This is a genomic window from Streptomyces sp. NPDC097981 (genome assembly GCF_040302565.1).
Lineage (GTDB): Bacteria > Actinomycetota > Actinomycetes > Streptomycetales > Streptomycetaceae > Streptomyces.
This window is the reverse complement of the sequence record NZ_JBEORW010000013.1, coordinates 16,123-30,378: the sequence shown is the minus strand read 5'-3', so window position 1 is coordinate 30,378 and position 14,256 is coordinate 16,123. Positions and strand designations below refer to the sequence as shown.

Annotated in this window: 11 protein-coding genes and 1 pseudogene; 4 read left to right on the top strand and 8 right to left on the bottom strand. The window is 72.9% G+C overall.

What is annotated here, in order from left to right; all coding sequences use genetic code 11:
- Positions 1–71 precede the first annotated feature (71 nt).
- Genes pucD through ABTY04_RS15125 form a run of 3 tightly spaced genes read right to left on the bottom strand, consistent with a single transcriptional unit; the run spans position 72 to position 3,972 of the window.
- Entirely contained in the window at positions 72–2,474 is a 2,403-nt protein-coding gene (gene pucD / locus ABTY04_RS15135; RefSeq protein ID WP_352213826.1) for a xanthine dehydrogenase subunit D, read from the bottom strand.
- Between the two features lie 2 nt (positions 2,475–2,476).
- Positions 2,477–3,076, bottom strand: coding sequence for a (2Fe-2S)-binding protein (locus ABTY04_RS15130; RefSeq protein WP_352213825.1), 600 nt, complete (start codon positions 3,074–3,076; stop codon positions 2,477–2,479).
- Between the two features lie 2 nt (positions 3,077–3,078).
- Positions 3,079–3,972, bottom strand: a complete 894-nt coding sequence (locus ABTY04_RS15125) for an FAD binding domain-containing protein (protein ID WP_352213824.1) — start codon at positions 3,970–3,972, stop codon at positions 3,079–3,081.
- A 254-nt stretch (positions 3,973–4,226) separates the two neighbouring features.
- Between ABTY04_RS15125 and ABTY04_RS15120 the strand changes: the two genes are divergently transcribed.
- Both ABTY04_RS15120 and ABTY04_RS15115 read left to right on the top strand, forming a co-directional pair.
- A complete protein-coding gene (locus ABTY04_RS15120) occupies positions 4,227–5,906 on the top strand; it encodes a PucR family transcriptional regulator (protein ID WP_352213823.1) in 1,680 nt (559 codons plus the stop codon).
- 170 nt (positions 5,907–6,076) lie between these two features.
- A complete protein-coding gene (locus ABTY04_RS15115) occupies positions 6,077–6,838 on the top strand; it encodes a hypothetical protein (protein ID WP_352213822.1) in 762 nt (253 codons plus the stop codon).
- An 88-nt stretch (positions 6,839–6,926) separates the two neighbouring features.
- On the opposite strand, the gene ABTY04_RS15110 is transcribed toward ABTY04_RS15115, so the two are convergent.
- On the bottom strand, positions 6,927–7,592 hold the full coding sequence (locus tag ABTY04_RS15110) for a GntR family transcriptional regulator (protein WP_352213820.1): 666 nt from the start codon (positions 7,590–7,592) through the stop codon (positions 6,927–6,929).
- A gap of 141 nt (positions 7,593–7,733) precedes the next feature.
- Between ABTY04_RS15110 and ABTY04_RS15105 the strand changes: the two genes are divergently transcribed.
- On the top strand, positions 7,734–8,585 hold the full coding sequence (locus tag ABTY04_RS15105) for a (2Fe-2S)-binding protein (RefSeq protein ID WP_352213819.1): 852 nt from the start codon (positions 7,734–7,736) through the stop codon (positions 8,583–8,585).
- 204 nt (positions 8,586–8,789) lie between these two features.
- Positions 8,790–9,851, top strand: coding sequence for a DUF2637 domain-containing protein (locus ABTY04_RS15100; protein ID WP_352213818.1), 1,062 nt, complete (start codon positions 8,790–8,792; stop codon positions 9,849–9,851).
- A 24-nt stretch (positions 9,852–9,875) separates the two neighbouring features.
- On the opposite strand, the gene ABTY04_RS15095 is transcribed toward ABTY04_RS15100, so the two are convergent.
- The 4 genes and pseudogenes from ABTY04_RS15095 to ABTY04_RS15080 form a co-directional block, all read right to left on the bottom strand.
- Complete coding sequence (locus ABTY04_RS15095) at positions 9,876–10,355, bottom strand: ATP-binding protein (RefSeq protein ID WP_352213817.1); 480 nt, start codon at positions 10,353–10,355, stop codon at positions 9,876–9,878.
- 133 nt (positions 10,356–10,488) lie between these two features.
- A pseudogene (locus ABTY04_RS15090) lies at positions 10,489–11,085 on the bottom strand (thiamine pyrophosphate-dependent enzyme); the annotation flags it as partial.
- Positions 11,086–11,185: 100 nt separating this feature from the next.
- Complete coding sequence (locus ABTY04_RS15085) at positions 11,186–11,773, bottom strand: histidine phosphatase family protein (protein WP_352213816.1); 588 nt, start codon at positions 11,771–11,773, stop codon at positions 11,186–11,188.
- Between the two features lie 100 nt (positions 11,774–11,873).
- Positions 11,874–12,710, bottom strand: a complete 837-nt coding sequence (locus tag ABTY04_RS15080; RefSeq protein WP_352213815.1) for a protein phosphatase 2C domain-containing protein — start codon at positions 12,708–12,710, stop codon at positions 11,874–11,876.
- Positions 12,711–14,256 lie beyond the last annotated feature (1,546 nt).

Below are 14,256 nucleotides of genomic sequence, written 5' to 3'. Positions count from 1 at the left end.
GTGACGCTGAAAGAATCAGCGGTGACCTATAACACCGCAGACATGCCTCGCGGCCCCCGGACCACGCCGTCCTAGAGGGTGCCGGTGAGGGCTTCCGGACGGATCGGCGTCTTGTTGAGCTCCAGGCCGGTCGCCTGCCGGATCGCCGCGAGGACGGCGGGGGTGGACGACAGGGTGGGGGCCTCGCCGAGACCGCGAAGGCCGTAGGGCGCGTTCGGGTCGGCGAGCTCCAGGACGTCGACCGGGATGGTCGGGGTGTCCAGGATGGTCGGAATCAGATAGTCCGTGAAGGAGGGGTTGCGCACCTTCGCGGTCTTCGGGTCCACGATGATCTCCTCCATGACCGCCACGCCGAGGCCCTGGGTGGTGCCACCCTGGATCTGGCCGACGACGGAGAGCATGTTCAGGGCCTTGCCGACGTCCTGGGCGGTCGCCAGCTCGACGACCTTGACCAGGCCGAGCTCGGTGTCCACCTCGACGACCGCGCGATGCGCGGCGAAGGTGTACTGGACGTGGCCGTCGCCCTGGCCGGTGACCAGGTCGAACGGGACGGTCGGCCGGTGCCGGAACTCCAGCTCCAGGTCGATCGCCTCGTCCTCCAGGATGTCGGCGATGTCCGCGAGGACCTCGCCGCCGTCGGTGACGACCTTGCCGCCCTCCAGGAGCAGCTCCGCGTGGGCCCACGCCGGGTGGTACGAGCCGTTCTTGCGGCGGCCCATCTCCAGCAGCGCCTCGCGGACGTGCTCGCAGGTGTTCTTCACCGCGCCACCGGTCACGTACGTCTGCCGCGAGGCGGACGTGGAACCGGCGGAGCCGACCTGGGTGTCGGCCGGGTGGATGGTCACCTGCGTGACACCCAGCTCCGTACGGGCGATCTGCGCGTGGACGGTGACACCGCCCTGGCCGACCTCCGCCATGGCCGTGTGGACCATCGCGACGGGCTCGCCGCCGATGACCTCCAGGCGCACGCGGGCGGTGGAATAGTCGTCGAAGCCCTCGGAGAAGCCGACGTTCTTGATGCCGACCGCGTAGCCGACGCCGCGGACGACGCCCTCGCCGTGGGTGGTGTTGGAGAGGCCGCCCGGCAGCGCGCGGACGTCCGCGCCCTCGCCGGCGGTCTCCCACTGGCGCTCCGGCGGCAGCGGGCGGGCCTTGACCCGGCGCAGCAGCTCGGCGACCGGGGCCGGGGAGTCCACGACCTGGCCGGTGGGCATGATCGTGCCCATCTCCATGGCGTTCAGCTGGCGGAACTCGACCGGGTCCATGCCCAGCTTCGCCGCGAGCTTGTCCATCTGGGCCTCGTAGGCGAAGCAGGCCTGGACGGCGCCGAAGCCGCGCATCGCGCCGCAGGGCGGGTTGTTCGTGTAGAGCGCGATCGCCTCGATGTCCACGTCGTCGATGACGTACGGGCCCACCGAGAGGGAGGACGCATTGCCGACGACGGCCGGGGAGGCCGAGGCGTAGGCACCGCCGTCGAGCACGATCTTGCACTTCATGTGCGTGATCTTGCCGTCCTTGGTGGCGCCGTGCTCGTACCAGAGCTTCGCCGGGTGGCGGTGCACGTGGCCGAAGAAGGACTCGAAGCGGTTGTAGACGATCTTGACCGGCTTGCCCGTGGCCAGGGCCAGGAGGCAGGCGTGGATCTGCATCGAGATGTCCTCGCGGCCGCCGAAGGCACCGCCGACGCCGGAGAGCGTCATGCGCACCTTCTCCTCGGGCAGGCCGAGGACGGGGGCGATCTGCTTGAGGTCCGAGTGCAGCCACTGGGTGGCGACATAGAGGTCGACACCGCCGTCCTCGGAGGGCACGGCGAGGCCGGACTCCGGGCCGAGGAAGGCCTGGTCCTGCATGCCGAAGGTGTACTCGCCCTCGACGATCACGTCGGCCCGCTTGCGGGCCTCCTCCACGTTGCCGCGGATGATCGGCTGGCGGTGCACGATGTTCGGGTGCGGGACGTGACCGGAGTGGTGGTCGTCGCGGCCCTCGTGGATCAGCGGCGCGCCGGGGGCGAGGGCCGAGGCCTCGTCCGTGACGAGCGGCAGCTCCTTGTAGTCGATCTTGATCTTGGCGGCCGCGCGGCGGGCGGTCTCCGGGTGGTCGGCGGCCACGAGGGCGACCGGCTCACCGTGGTGGCGGACCCGGCCGTTGGCGAGAACCGGGGTGTCCTGGATCTCCAGGCCGTAGTTCTTCATCTCGGCCGGCAGGTCGTCGTACGTCAGGACCGAGTAGACGCCCGGCATGGCCAGCGCCTCGGAGATGTCGATGGAGACGATCTCGGCGTGGGCGACGGTGCTGCGCAGGGTCTGGCCCCACAGCATGTCCTCGTGCCACATGTCCGAGGAGTACGCGAACTCGCCGGTGACCTTGAGGGTGCCGTCCGGGCGGAGCGTGGACTCGCCGATGCCGCCCTTGTTGTGGTTCTGGGTGACGTTCGTCGGCGTACCGGCGGGCGTGGTGCGGGTGTTCTGAGCCATGATCAGACCGCCTCTCCCTGACGGGCGGCCGCCAGGCGGACCGCGTCGAGGATCTTCTCGTAGCCCGTGCAGCGGCACAGGTTGCCGGACAGGGCCTCGCGGATGTCCTGGTCGGACGGGTCGGCGTTCTGCTCCAGGAGGGCGTCGGCCTGGACCAGGAGACCCGGGGTGCAGAAACCGCACTGGACGGCGCCGGCGTCGATGAACGCCTGCTGGATGCCGGAGAGCGCGACGCCCTCACCGGTCTGGGAGTCGGTGCCCTTGGCGGACCACTGCTTGGCCTCGTCGGTGGACACGCCCTTGCCGCCGCCGCACGCGCCGGTGCCGCAGGCGTGCCCGTGCTCCTCGCGCTGCTTGGCGAAGTCGGCCAGGCCCTCGACGGTCACGACGTCGCGGCCCTCGACCTGACCGGCCGCGACCAGACAGGAACAGACCGGCACACCGTCGAGGCGGACGGTGCAGGAACCGCACTCGCCCTGCTCGCAGGCGTTCTTGGAGCCGGGCAGGCCCAGACGCTCACGCAGAACGTAGAGAAGGGACTCGCCCTCCCACACGTCGTCGGCTTCCTGCGGACGACCGTTGACAGTGAAATTGACGCGCATGGTTACGCAGCCCCTTCGAGCGAGCGGCCGTTGGTGCCGCGGTACTGCTCCCACGTCCAGACGAGCTGGCGGCGAGCCAAGATGCCAACCGCGTGACGGCGGTACTTCGCCGTGCCACGGACGTCGTCGATCGGGTTGCACGCGCCGGAGGCGAGCTCACCGAACTGCTTGGCGATCGACGGGGTGATGACCTTGCCGTTGTCCCAGAAGCCGCCCTCTTCGAGCGCGGCGTTCAGGAACTCCTCGGCGGCCTTGGCCCGGACCGGGGTCGGGGCGGCCGAGCCGATGCCCGTACGCACGGTGCGGGTGTCGGGGTGCAGCGCGAGGCCGAAGCCGCAGACGGCGATGACCATCGCGTTGCGGGTGCCGACCTTGGAGTACTGCTGCGGGCCGGTGGCGTTCTTGATGTGCACCGTCTTGATGAGCTCGTCGGCCGCGAGCGCGTTGCGCTTGACGCCGGTGTAGAACTCGTCGATCGGGATCAGGCGCGAGCCGCGTACGGACTCGACCTCGACCTCGCAGCCGGCGGCGAGGAGGGCGGGGTGGGAGTCACCGGCGGGCGAGGCGCAACCGAGGTTGCCGCCGACGCCGCCGCGGTTGCGGATCTGCGGGGACGCGACCGTGTGCGAGGCGAGCGCGAGACCCGGCAGCGTGGCGCGCAGGTTCTCCATGATCTGGGTGTACGGGACGGAGGCGCCCAGCTTGGTGACCTCCTCGCCTACCTCCCACTCCCGCAGCAGCTCGATGCGGCCCAGGTCGAGGAGGTACTCCGGACGGCGGTGGTCGAAGTTGATCTCGACCATGATGTCAGTGCCACCCGCAATCGGCACAGCTGTGGGGTACTCGGCCTTAGCGGCGAGCGCCTCCTCCCAGCTGGCGGGGCGAAGGAAGTCCATGTGCGGCTCTCTTCTTCTTCATCGTGTCGTTCACTTCAAGCCAGGAGGCCCTGGGGCCCTCGACTGGTCGTTCACGTGCTGTTAACGCGGTGTGGAGCCAGTACACAAGCCGCGCGTCCTCCGGGTGCAGTCACCGAAACCATGAAGGAGTTGGCTGGCGGCCTCTCTCGTCTTGTAGATTCGTATGAAAGGCAGGATGCAACGACCTGCCCGATTTCCAACGGCAACATTCGAGACAGATCGGCGGCGACATCATGCGGCTGCGCGCACTGCTGGAAACCGAGGCGCTGGGGCTGCGGCTGCTGGGCGGCGAGGACGAACTCGACCGGACGGTCCGCGGCGTCATGACGACCGACCTGAGGGATCCCAGCCGATACCTCACCGGGGGCGAGCTCGTCCTCACTGGCCTGGCCTGGCGAAGAAATTCAGCCGACTCCGAGCCGTTCGTACGAATCCTGGCGAGCGCGGGCGTCGCGGGCCTCGCGGCGGGCGAGGCGGAGCTGGGGGACATCCCCGACGATCTCGTTTCAGCCTGTCGGCGCAACCGGCTGCCGCTGTTCGCTGTGAACGAAGACGTTGCATTCGCCACGATCACCGAGTACGTCGTGCGGCAGGTCTCCGGGGAGCGCGCGGGCGATCTCGCGGCCGTGGTCGACCGGCACCGCCGCCTCATGACCTCGGGCCCCGCGGGGGGTGGACCCGATGTGGTGCTCGATCTGCTCACCACCGACCTCGATCTGCGCGCCTGGGTGCTGTCCCCCACGGGCCGGCAGATCGCCGGAGCGGGAGAACCCCTGACACCGGGCGTCTGTGCGGCGCTGGCCGGCGAGCACCTGGCGGCGGTCCGCACCGGGCGCAGGGGCCCGCACCGGATCTCCATCCAGGGTATTACCTACTCCCTGTTCCCGATCAGGGGAGCCGGGCGGGGCCCGGGCGACCCCGGGGCCCGTGACGTGCGCGAGAGCGTGCTCTCGGACTGGCTGCTGGCCGTCGAGGCGGACGCGGGCGACTGGCCCGCGGAGCGGCTCGACCTGCTCCAGGGCGTGACCCAGCTGATCGCCGTGGAGCGGGACCGGCGCGACGCGGCCCGCACGGTACGCCGCCGGCTCGCCCAGGAGGTGCTGGAGCTGGTCCAGACGGGCGCCGCGCCCGCCGAGATCGCCGCCCGCCTGCGGGTCGCGGCCCCGGTGCTGCTGCCCGGGCTGGGCACCGCCCCGCACTGGCAGGTCGTCGTGGCGCGGGTCGACTGGGAGGGCGGGGACATCCCCGGCGGCCCGGTGGCCCAGTCGCTGCTGGAGGAGATCCTGGTCGACCCGTCCGTCTCGGGGCCCGAGCCCTCGGACCGGATCGCGGTGGCCCATGCGGGTGACGAGGCCATCGCGCTCGTACCGCTGCCCGCGCTGCCCGGCGAGCCCGGCGAGGAGAAGGGCCCGGACAACGCCCTGCACGCCGACGAGCTGCTCTCCGTCGTACGCGAGCCCCTCCAGGCGGGCCTGGCCGACGACGGGCGGCTCACCCTCGGCGTCAGCGCAGCCGTGCACTCCGCGGAGGGGCTGCGCGGGGCGCTGGAGGAGGCCCGGCACGCCCGCCGGGTCGCGGCGGCCCGGCCGGGCCGGGTCTGCGCCGCGGGCCACCACGAGCTGGCCTCGCACGTGCTGCTGCTGCCGTTCGTCCCGGACGACGTGCGCCGCGCCTTCACGGCGCGCCTGCTGGACCCGCTGCGGGACTACGACCGCCGCCACCGCGCGGAGCTCATCCCGACGCTGGAGGCGTTCCTGGACTGCGACGGCTCCTGGACGCGGTGTGCCACGCGGCTGCACCTGCACGTCAACACGCTGCGCTACCGGGTCGGGCGAATCGAGCAGTTGACGGCGCGTGACCTGTCGCGGCTGGAGGACAAGCTCGACTTCTTCCTGGCACTGCGGATGAGCTGAGCAGATCCGGCCACGGGGCGCCGAGGGGCGCCTGACACGGCGTCCGGACTTTGTGAAAGAGTTCACCCGACCCCTTGGCCGAAGCCGCCGATCCGTGCTCTCATTTCGCCCCAGGGCTCAACGACGTGCTGCTTGGTTGCTTTGGGGAGGGCAATGTGGCGGATACCGCCATGTCCGGTGCCGGAACCGCCGGGGGCGACGACCCCCTCCAGCGGGCGATATGGCGGTTGCGTTCGCGCGGCTGTTGGACCGACGCGGCGGCCCTGCTGACGCCGCACCTGCCCGACGCCGGCGCGGCCGTGCAGCGGACCGCGCTGCTGGTCGAGCGGTGCCTGTTCACCGGGCAGGGCTGGGCGGAGGCGGAGGACGCGCTGCGGGCCGCCGAGGCGGTGGCCCGGGACGACGACGAGCGGGGCGCGGCGGCGTGCGAGCGGGGGCAGCTGGCGTACGCGGCCACCGTGCTCGGGGTCCGCGACCGGTCGGACGAGGCCCGTTCTGCCCTGGGCCGGGCGGCGGCGCTGCTGTCCCCCGGATCCCGGACGCGCCCACTGCTGGACTTCCGCCGGGGCCTGGTCGCGGAACACCTCGCGGACGACCCGCAGTCGGCCCGGCCCGCGTACCGGCGGGCGCACGCGGGCGCGCAGGCGCACGGGGACACGCTGCTGCTCTCGTTCACCTGGCGGCACCTGGCGGCGCTGGCGCTGCGGGACGGAGAGGTGGCGGAAGCCCGGAAGGGCTTCGCGGAGTCGCTGCGCATCCGCGAGGACCTGGGCTTCCTGATCGGCACGGCGCCGGCGCTGGCCGCGCTGGCCGAGGCCGAGCCGGAGCCGGAGGCGGCCCGGCTGCGGGCGGAGGCCCGCCGCCTGTTCCACCTCCTGGGCGGCATCCCCACCTGGCTCGCGGACCAGTTGCACCCCGCCCCGGCCACCTGACCCGGGCGGTCACGCCCCCGCCGGGCCGGCCCGGCCGCTTGCAGTCGCGCCTCTCGGAGCCGCGCGGCGGTGGCCCTGCGGGGCCCGGTCAGGTGCCGGTGAAGTGGCCCCGGATCAGGGGTTCGATGAGCGGGAGGTCGCCCGCGATCAGGGCCTCCAGCAGGGCGGAGTGCTCCGCCGCGTCCGCGACGAGATCGGCCCGGCGGATCCGCGGGGCGCCCGGCAGCGGCCACTGGGACCGCCGGTGGAGCTCCTCGGCCACCTGGACCAGCTGCTCGTTCCCGCCCAGGGCGAGGACCTCCCGGTGGAAGGCCCGGTCCGCGTCCGCATAGGCCGGCAGGTCACCGGCCGCGGCGGCCTCGGCCGTGGCGACGGCCGCCGGCCGCAGCGCCGACCAGGCCTCCGCCGGGACCGTACGGGCCAGCCGCAGCATCACCGGAACCTCCAGCAGCGCGCGGACCTCCGCCAGCTCCGCCAGGGCGCGCGGGGTACGCGACAGCACCCGGAAGCCCCTGTTCGGGAGGCATTCCACCGCCCCTTCCAGCGCCAGCTGCTGCATCGCCTCGCGCACCGGCGTCGCGGAGACGCCGAAGCGCTCCCCCAGGGCCGGCCCGGAGTAGATCTCACCCGGCACCAGCTCCCCGTCGACGAGCGCGGCACGCAGCGCGTCGAGCACCTGCGCGCGCACCGAATGGCGCAGCACCTTCTGCGTCGGGATCAGCGTCGTCACCCTGACGTGGGCCGCTTCGTGCACTCGGTCCTCCTCTGGGTCTCGACCTGGCCGTTCCGAGAATAGGTGAACCGGTCCCGCGGGTGGGGGTACAGGTCCACCGGAGATCAGCTAAGGTAAGGCTTACCTTCCCTGTTCGCGACCGTGTGAATCGGTGGTTCCGCCATGCCCGACAGCTCCATCGACGTCCCTCCCCCGGCCGGCTCTCCGGTGGCGGAAGCGTACGCACGCCTGTCCGAGGCCTACGGAAACCTCCGGGTCGTCGAGCGCGCAGCGCACGAGAGCGCCCCTCGCGGTGTGGGGTGGATCGGTGCGGACGCGCTCGCGGCCGGCGGAGCCGAGCTGGACGGCTACCTCGCCTGGGACGACGCGCAGGTCCTGCGGGACCACGGCCGCCAGGCCCGCCCCGACGTCGTGGCCACCTTCGGGCTGCACCGGTACGCATGGCCCGCCTGCCTGCTGGTCACGGCCCCCTGGTTCCTCCACCGGCGGGTGCCCCGGCTGTCCGCCGGGCACGTGGCCTTCCACCGGACCCAGCGGCGCATGAGCGTCCGCATCGACTCCTTCGCCTGCCTGCCGGACGATCCGGCGGCCGCTCTCCCCGGGGCCCGTGTCGTGCCCGACGAGGAGGCGCTGCGCGGCGAGGTGCGGGCTGCGGTGGCCCAGCACCTCGAACCCCTGCTGGACGGCTTCGCCCCGCGCATGCGGCGCGGCCGCCGCGCCCTGTGGGGGATGGTGACCGACGAGATCGTCTCGGGCGTCTGGCACCTCGGAAAGCTGGTGGGCGAGGAGCAGCGGGCGAGGGCCGAGCTGGCGGCGCTGCTGCCCGGCAGGACGGCCCCGTACACCGCGAGCGCGGGCTTCCGCATGCTCTCCGGCCCGAGCGGCGAGCGGCTGGCCACCCGGGACCGGGCCAGTTGCTGCCTCTTCTACACGATCCGGCCCGAGGGCACCTGCACCACCTGTCCGCGGACCTGCGACGCGGAACGCATCGTCCGCCTCACGGCTGCCGCCTGACATCTGAACCCACTCGCACGACTGACCACAATCGAACACAACTCGGTCCATGCGAGCGGGAGTTCGAGTCACAACACCCTATCCGGCGGGCCACACCCCCCGGTGGCGTCCACTTGCCCCGAAACCCGCATGCCGGGCCGATCTTCTGCGCCACCATGGCACCCGGAAGGCCGCACACGCGAGGCAGAGGCAAGGGACATCCGCATGAGACTGACCGACATATCGCTGGACTGGCTGCTGCCCGGCAGCCTGCTGATCCTGGGCGTGCTTGCGGCGGTTGCGGTGCTGGCGCGGGGCAAGCGGGAAAGCGAGAAGGCCGCGACCGAGGACACCTGGGAGCGCAGCGAAGAGCGGAGGCGGCGCAAGGAGGCCGTCTACGGAACCGCCTCCTACGTCCTGCTGTTCTGCTGCGCGGCGGTGGCCGCCGCGCTCTCCTTCCACGGACTGGTCGGCTTCGGCCGGCAGAACCTGAACCTCTCCGGGGGCTGGGAGTACCTGGTCCCCTTCGGCCTCGACGGCGCCGCCATGTTCTGCTCGGTGCTCGCCGTCCGCGAGGCCAGCCACGGCGACGCGGCCCTCGGCTCCCGCATGCTGGTCTGGCTGTTCGCGGGCGCGGCCGCCTGGTTCAACTGGGTGCACGCGCCGCGCGGCGCCGGACACGACGGGGCCCCGCAGTTCTTCTCCGGCATGTCGCTCTCGGCAGCCGTCCTCTTCGACCGCGCCCTCAAGCAGACCCGCCGGGCGGCGCTGCGCGAACAGGGCCTGATCCCGAGGCCGTTGCCGCAGATCCGGATGGTCCGCTGGCTGCGGGCGCCCCGCGAGACCTTCGGCGCCTGGTCGCTCATGCTGCTGGAGGGGGTCCGCACCCTCGACGAGGCCGTCGACGAGGTGCGCGAGGACAAGCGCGAGCGGGAGCAGGACCGCCACCGCAGGCGCGACCAGAACCGGCTGGACCGGGCCCGCATCAAGGCCCTGGGCCGGCAGAACCGTGCGTTCGGGCGGTCCCGCGCCCGCCAGGTCGACGTGCCGGGGCTGGCCCCCGGGTCGGGCTCCGCGCCTGTCGGCGCGGAGCCGGCCATAGCGGAAACGGGACAGCTGCCCGCCCCGCGCCGCCGGCCCTCCCTGCAGGCCGTGCACGGAACCGAGATCGCTGAGGTGACGGGCCCCCGGACGGTGGACCTCACCGCCGAGGACGACACCCAGACCATCCCGCGCCTCGACTCCCTCGAACGCAAACTCAAGGACCTGGAGCAGCAGTTCGGCTGACCGGCACCCCGGAGGGCCCGCCGCTCAGGCGGGCCCTCCGTCGTACGCCCCGTCGAATGCGCCTCCGTACGCCCGGTCGAGGGCACCGTCCAGCTCGAACCACACCACCTTGCCGCCGGCCTGCACCGGCGTATCCACGCCCCAGGCGTCGGCGAGGGCCTGCACCAGCACCAGTCCCCGGCCGTGCGTACCGTCGTCGGCGGTCGGTACGTACGGCCGGGGCCGGCGCGAGACGCGGTCCCGCACCTCCACCCTCAGCCGGTCCGCGGCGAGCGTCGCGGACACCTCGGCGCCCTGGTCGGTGTGGACGAGCGCATTGGTGACGAGCTCCGTGATCAGCAGCTCCGCCACCTCGGTGGTGTCGGCCCGGCACCGGTGGCGCATCAACTCCCGTAATGCCCGGCGCACTTCGCCCACCGCCTTGAGATCCGCCCGGCGCACGCTCCGGCTGATCTCCAGCGCGTCCACCGCTCCCCCGTCCTCGACGGACGGTTCACGCGGCACGGGCCGCCCTCTCACCCACTGCTTCCCGATCTTCGCCCCCACCCGCACGGCGATGCCCCTCCCCCGTGTGCCATGGCTCTCGAACTGGTCTACGGGATGCATGCCCGCCGGGACAGTCCGCACTCCTGCGGGCTTACGGGCGTGGCACGTTGCACAGGTTGGATCGAGCCATCCGGATCATCCGGCCCACCCCGCCGTCCAGCACGATCTTGCCGGCGGAAAGTGCAGAACCGGCCACCATCCCGGCGCAGATCCCGGGGGGAACGGACAGGGCGTTGGGATCGGTCACCACGTCCGCCGAGGCGGGCCCGTCATGCCGGAACGCGTCACGCAAAGCCCCCGTGAGCTGCTTGGGCCTCTCGACGCGGACCCCGTACGCGCCCGCCGCCCGGGCGATCGCCGCGAAATCGGGGTTGCGGTTGGTGGTTCCGTACGAGGGCAGGCCGGAAACCGGCATCTCCAACTCGATCATTCCGAGCGATGAGTCGTTGAACAGGACCACTTTGACGGGCAGGTCGTACTGCACCAGGGTGAGGAAATCTCCCACCAGCATCGAGAAACCACCGTCACCCGACATCGACACCACTTGACGGCCGCGGTCTGTGAACTGTGCGCCGATGGCCTGCGGGAGGGCATTGGCCATGGAGCCGTGGCTGAAGGAGCCGATGGTGCGCCGCTCGCCGTTCGGGGAACGATAGCGCGCCGCCCATACGTTGCACATGCCCGTGCCGATGCCGCACATCGCCCGCAGGGACGTCGAATCCTCCCAGCGGCTGGGACGCACCTGCTTCCGGCGCCTCTCACATCGGATGTGACGCGGCGGCCTTGCCCTACGGGACGTTCCAAGCGGAGACGACGGGTTGCCCGTCCTCGGTGGCCAGGAAGCTGAGAGTGCCCGGATGCGGGTGGCCGAGCAGTCGGCTCGCCGAGGCGTCGAGGCCGAGCCATCGCACGGTGAGCACGCGCGCCAGGTGGCCGTGCGCAACTAGGGCGACATCGCCCTTGGTCAGCAGCGGACGGATGCGGTCCAGCAGCGCGTCCGTGCGTGCGGCCACCTCCGTAAGCTCCTCGCCGGGGTGGTCGGCGTCACCGGGAATGACGCCGTCGCGCCACAGGTCCCAGCCTGGCCTCGACTCGCGGATCTGCTCGGCGGTCAGGCCTTCGTAGCCGCCGTAGTCCCACTCCAACAGGTTGGGATCGGGCTTGGCGCCGCTCAGGCCGGCGAGCTCAGCCGTCCGCATGGCGCGGCTCAGCGGGCTGCTGAACACGGCAACCAGACGGCGGTGAGCCAGCCTCGGAGCGAGGGCGCTGGCCGCAGCCTCGCCCGCTTCGGTCAGCGCAACGTCGGTCCGGCCGGCGTGCCGGCCCGACAGGCTCCACTCGGTCTGGCCGTGCCTGATCACTATCAGCTCACCCATAGCCGGTCACGCTATCCGATCTTGTGGCACTCCGAGACGGTTCCTTCGTCCCGGTCCGCCTCTGCCGTGTGCGCCTCCCATCCACGCACATTCCGCCCGGTCACGTCTCCCAGACCGTGGCGGCCGTCCGGTCGTCGGCGTAGCCCTTGAGGCGGATCTGGGTGTCCGCGAGGAAGGCCGCCAGACCCGGGGGCTCCGCACCGGCCCAGCGGGCCGCGAGTTCGGCCGAAAGGAGGCCCTCCTCCCGCATGGGGTCCGCGAGCCCGCCGGAACAGAGCAGCAGGGTGTCCCCGGGCTGCGCCACGGCGGCCCGGAAGCGGAAGCCGTCCCCTCCCGGCTCGCCCGGCTCCAGGTCCTGCCAGGTGCCGTCCCGCAGCCGGAACAGCCCGCCGGCGCCCGAGCCGAAGCAGACCCTGGTCTTGCACTCCGGATCGATGGGCAGCAGCAGCACGCGCAGCCCTGCGGTGTACGCGTCCTCGGGGAGCCCGAGCTCGGCGGCACGGGCCCGGAGGCGGCCGTAGCCCCGGTCGGTGAGCCGCTGGAGCCCCGAGCGCAGGGCGTCACGCCGGCCGGCGCGGATGTCGTCGGCCAGCCGCTCCCGGCTCCGGCCGACGGCGGACCCGATCCAGCGGCACAGCTCGGCGGCGGCGTCGGCGGCCCCGGGGGCGGCCCGGTCGCCACCGGCGAGGGCCGCGAGGACGAGGGCGTCGTCGCCGGTGCCGAAGCGGGCGGTCAGCAGGAAGTCCCGGCGGGCCTCGCCGCGGAAACGGGCGGAATCCCCGCGCACGGAGGTGGCGCGCAGGGTGTACGTGCCGTGCCGGGCCCCTTCGAGGACGGTGTCCGGCACGAGCCCGTCGAGCGTCCCGGGATCGGCGACGGGCAGCGCCCCTGGCTCGGCGGCATAGGTGGGCGCCCTGTCCCCCAGGTACCCCACCACGGGCCGCTCCCCGGCCCCGCCGGCGGCCCGGGATCCCGCGCCGGCGGGCCGGTCCCCGGCATCCGGCCGGGCATCCGGATCGGCGTGGGCTCCGCCACGCGGCTGTTGCCCGGGACCGGCCGGAGGCTCGGCGCCGGACCAGGCTTCCGGACCGGCCGGAGGGCCTGCCCAGGGCTGGACTCCGGGACCGGCCGGAGGCCCGGCTCCGGCCGACAGCCCGGTGTCGGCACCTGCACCGGCGCCGGCCGACGGCTGTCCCCCGGAACGGGGCGACGGCCCGGCGCCGGACCAGGCTTCCGGACCGGCTGCAGGGCCTGCCCAGGGCTGTTCCCCGGGACCGGCCGGAGGCTCGGCTCCGGGCCACGGCTGTCCCCCGGGACGGGGCGACGGCTCGGCGCCGGGCCGATGCCCCGTGTCTTCCCAGGGCCCCGGCCATGTGCCGGGGGCCGCACCCGTCCCGGGCGCGGGCACGGTTCGGGAGTCGGTGCCCGGGCCGGTGCCGGTGTGCGTGTCCGGCCGCGTACCCGCCCCGGGCGCGGGAGCGCCGTCCGTGGCGGACCACGGTCCGGACTCGGCTCCGGGCCGTGGACCCGTACCGGTGTCGGGTCCGGGACCCGCAGGCCAGGGGCCGGAGGCCTGCTCGGAGGCGGTCCCGGGGCGCGCTTCCCGGGTCGGGGCGGGGATCGGAGACCCGGGTGGGGTGTCCTGGGGGATGTCCTGGGGGACACCCCAGTGCCAATCCGGCGGTTCCTCCGGGAGTACGGGAGGAATCGTCACACTGCCGAGGCCGTAGCCGGTCGTGCCGGGCTCCCGGGGGTCCCGGGGTGGCAGCGGCTCCGGGCCGGCCTCCCGGCGCGGCCCGGGCAGCACGGCATGCTGCGGCGGTTCGGGCGGCACGGGCCCCGGTGGAGGTGGGGAGCCCGGCGGGGACGTCACGAACGACGCCGAGTGGAAACGGCTCTCCAGGGTGTCCCCCGGGTCCGGGACCGGTCCCGGGTCCGGGTCCTCGTACAGCTTCTGCCACCAGTCGTCCGCGCCCTGCTGACTCATGGGCTCATTCTCGGTCCCCCAGAGCGACAGAAAACGCCGAATACGCGAAAAGGGGTCCACCGGGCCGCCGCCCGGTGGACCCCTTCCGTATCCCTCGTACGACTCAGCGGATGCCGTACGCCCGCGCGACCGTCCGGGGGCGGCAGCACCTTCGCGTCGGGAGCCGCGGGCCGCCGTGCGGCCGCTTCGCTCCCGGTGACCGGTCTCTTCCCTGCTCCTCCGGGCGCTCCGTCGAACGGCTGTGCCGACGGCGGTGACGGCCAGACGGCTGTGGCAGCCGCTCCGAGTGCCGTGCGCGATATCGGGCGTACCGCTCTCCCGAGGTGAATTCCGGCCGACGGCGGCATTGCACGGCAAAACTGCCCGCAAGTGGCCTGCCACCGGCGGATGCTGTGGTGGCGTCACCTTGGCAGAGAGCCGGGGGGTGCGGCGATGATGTCCGCGGCGGGTTTGCGCCGTGGCCGCTTCCCGCCAGAGGGGTGCTGTGCCGAGGGGC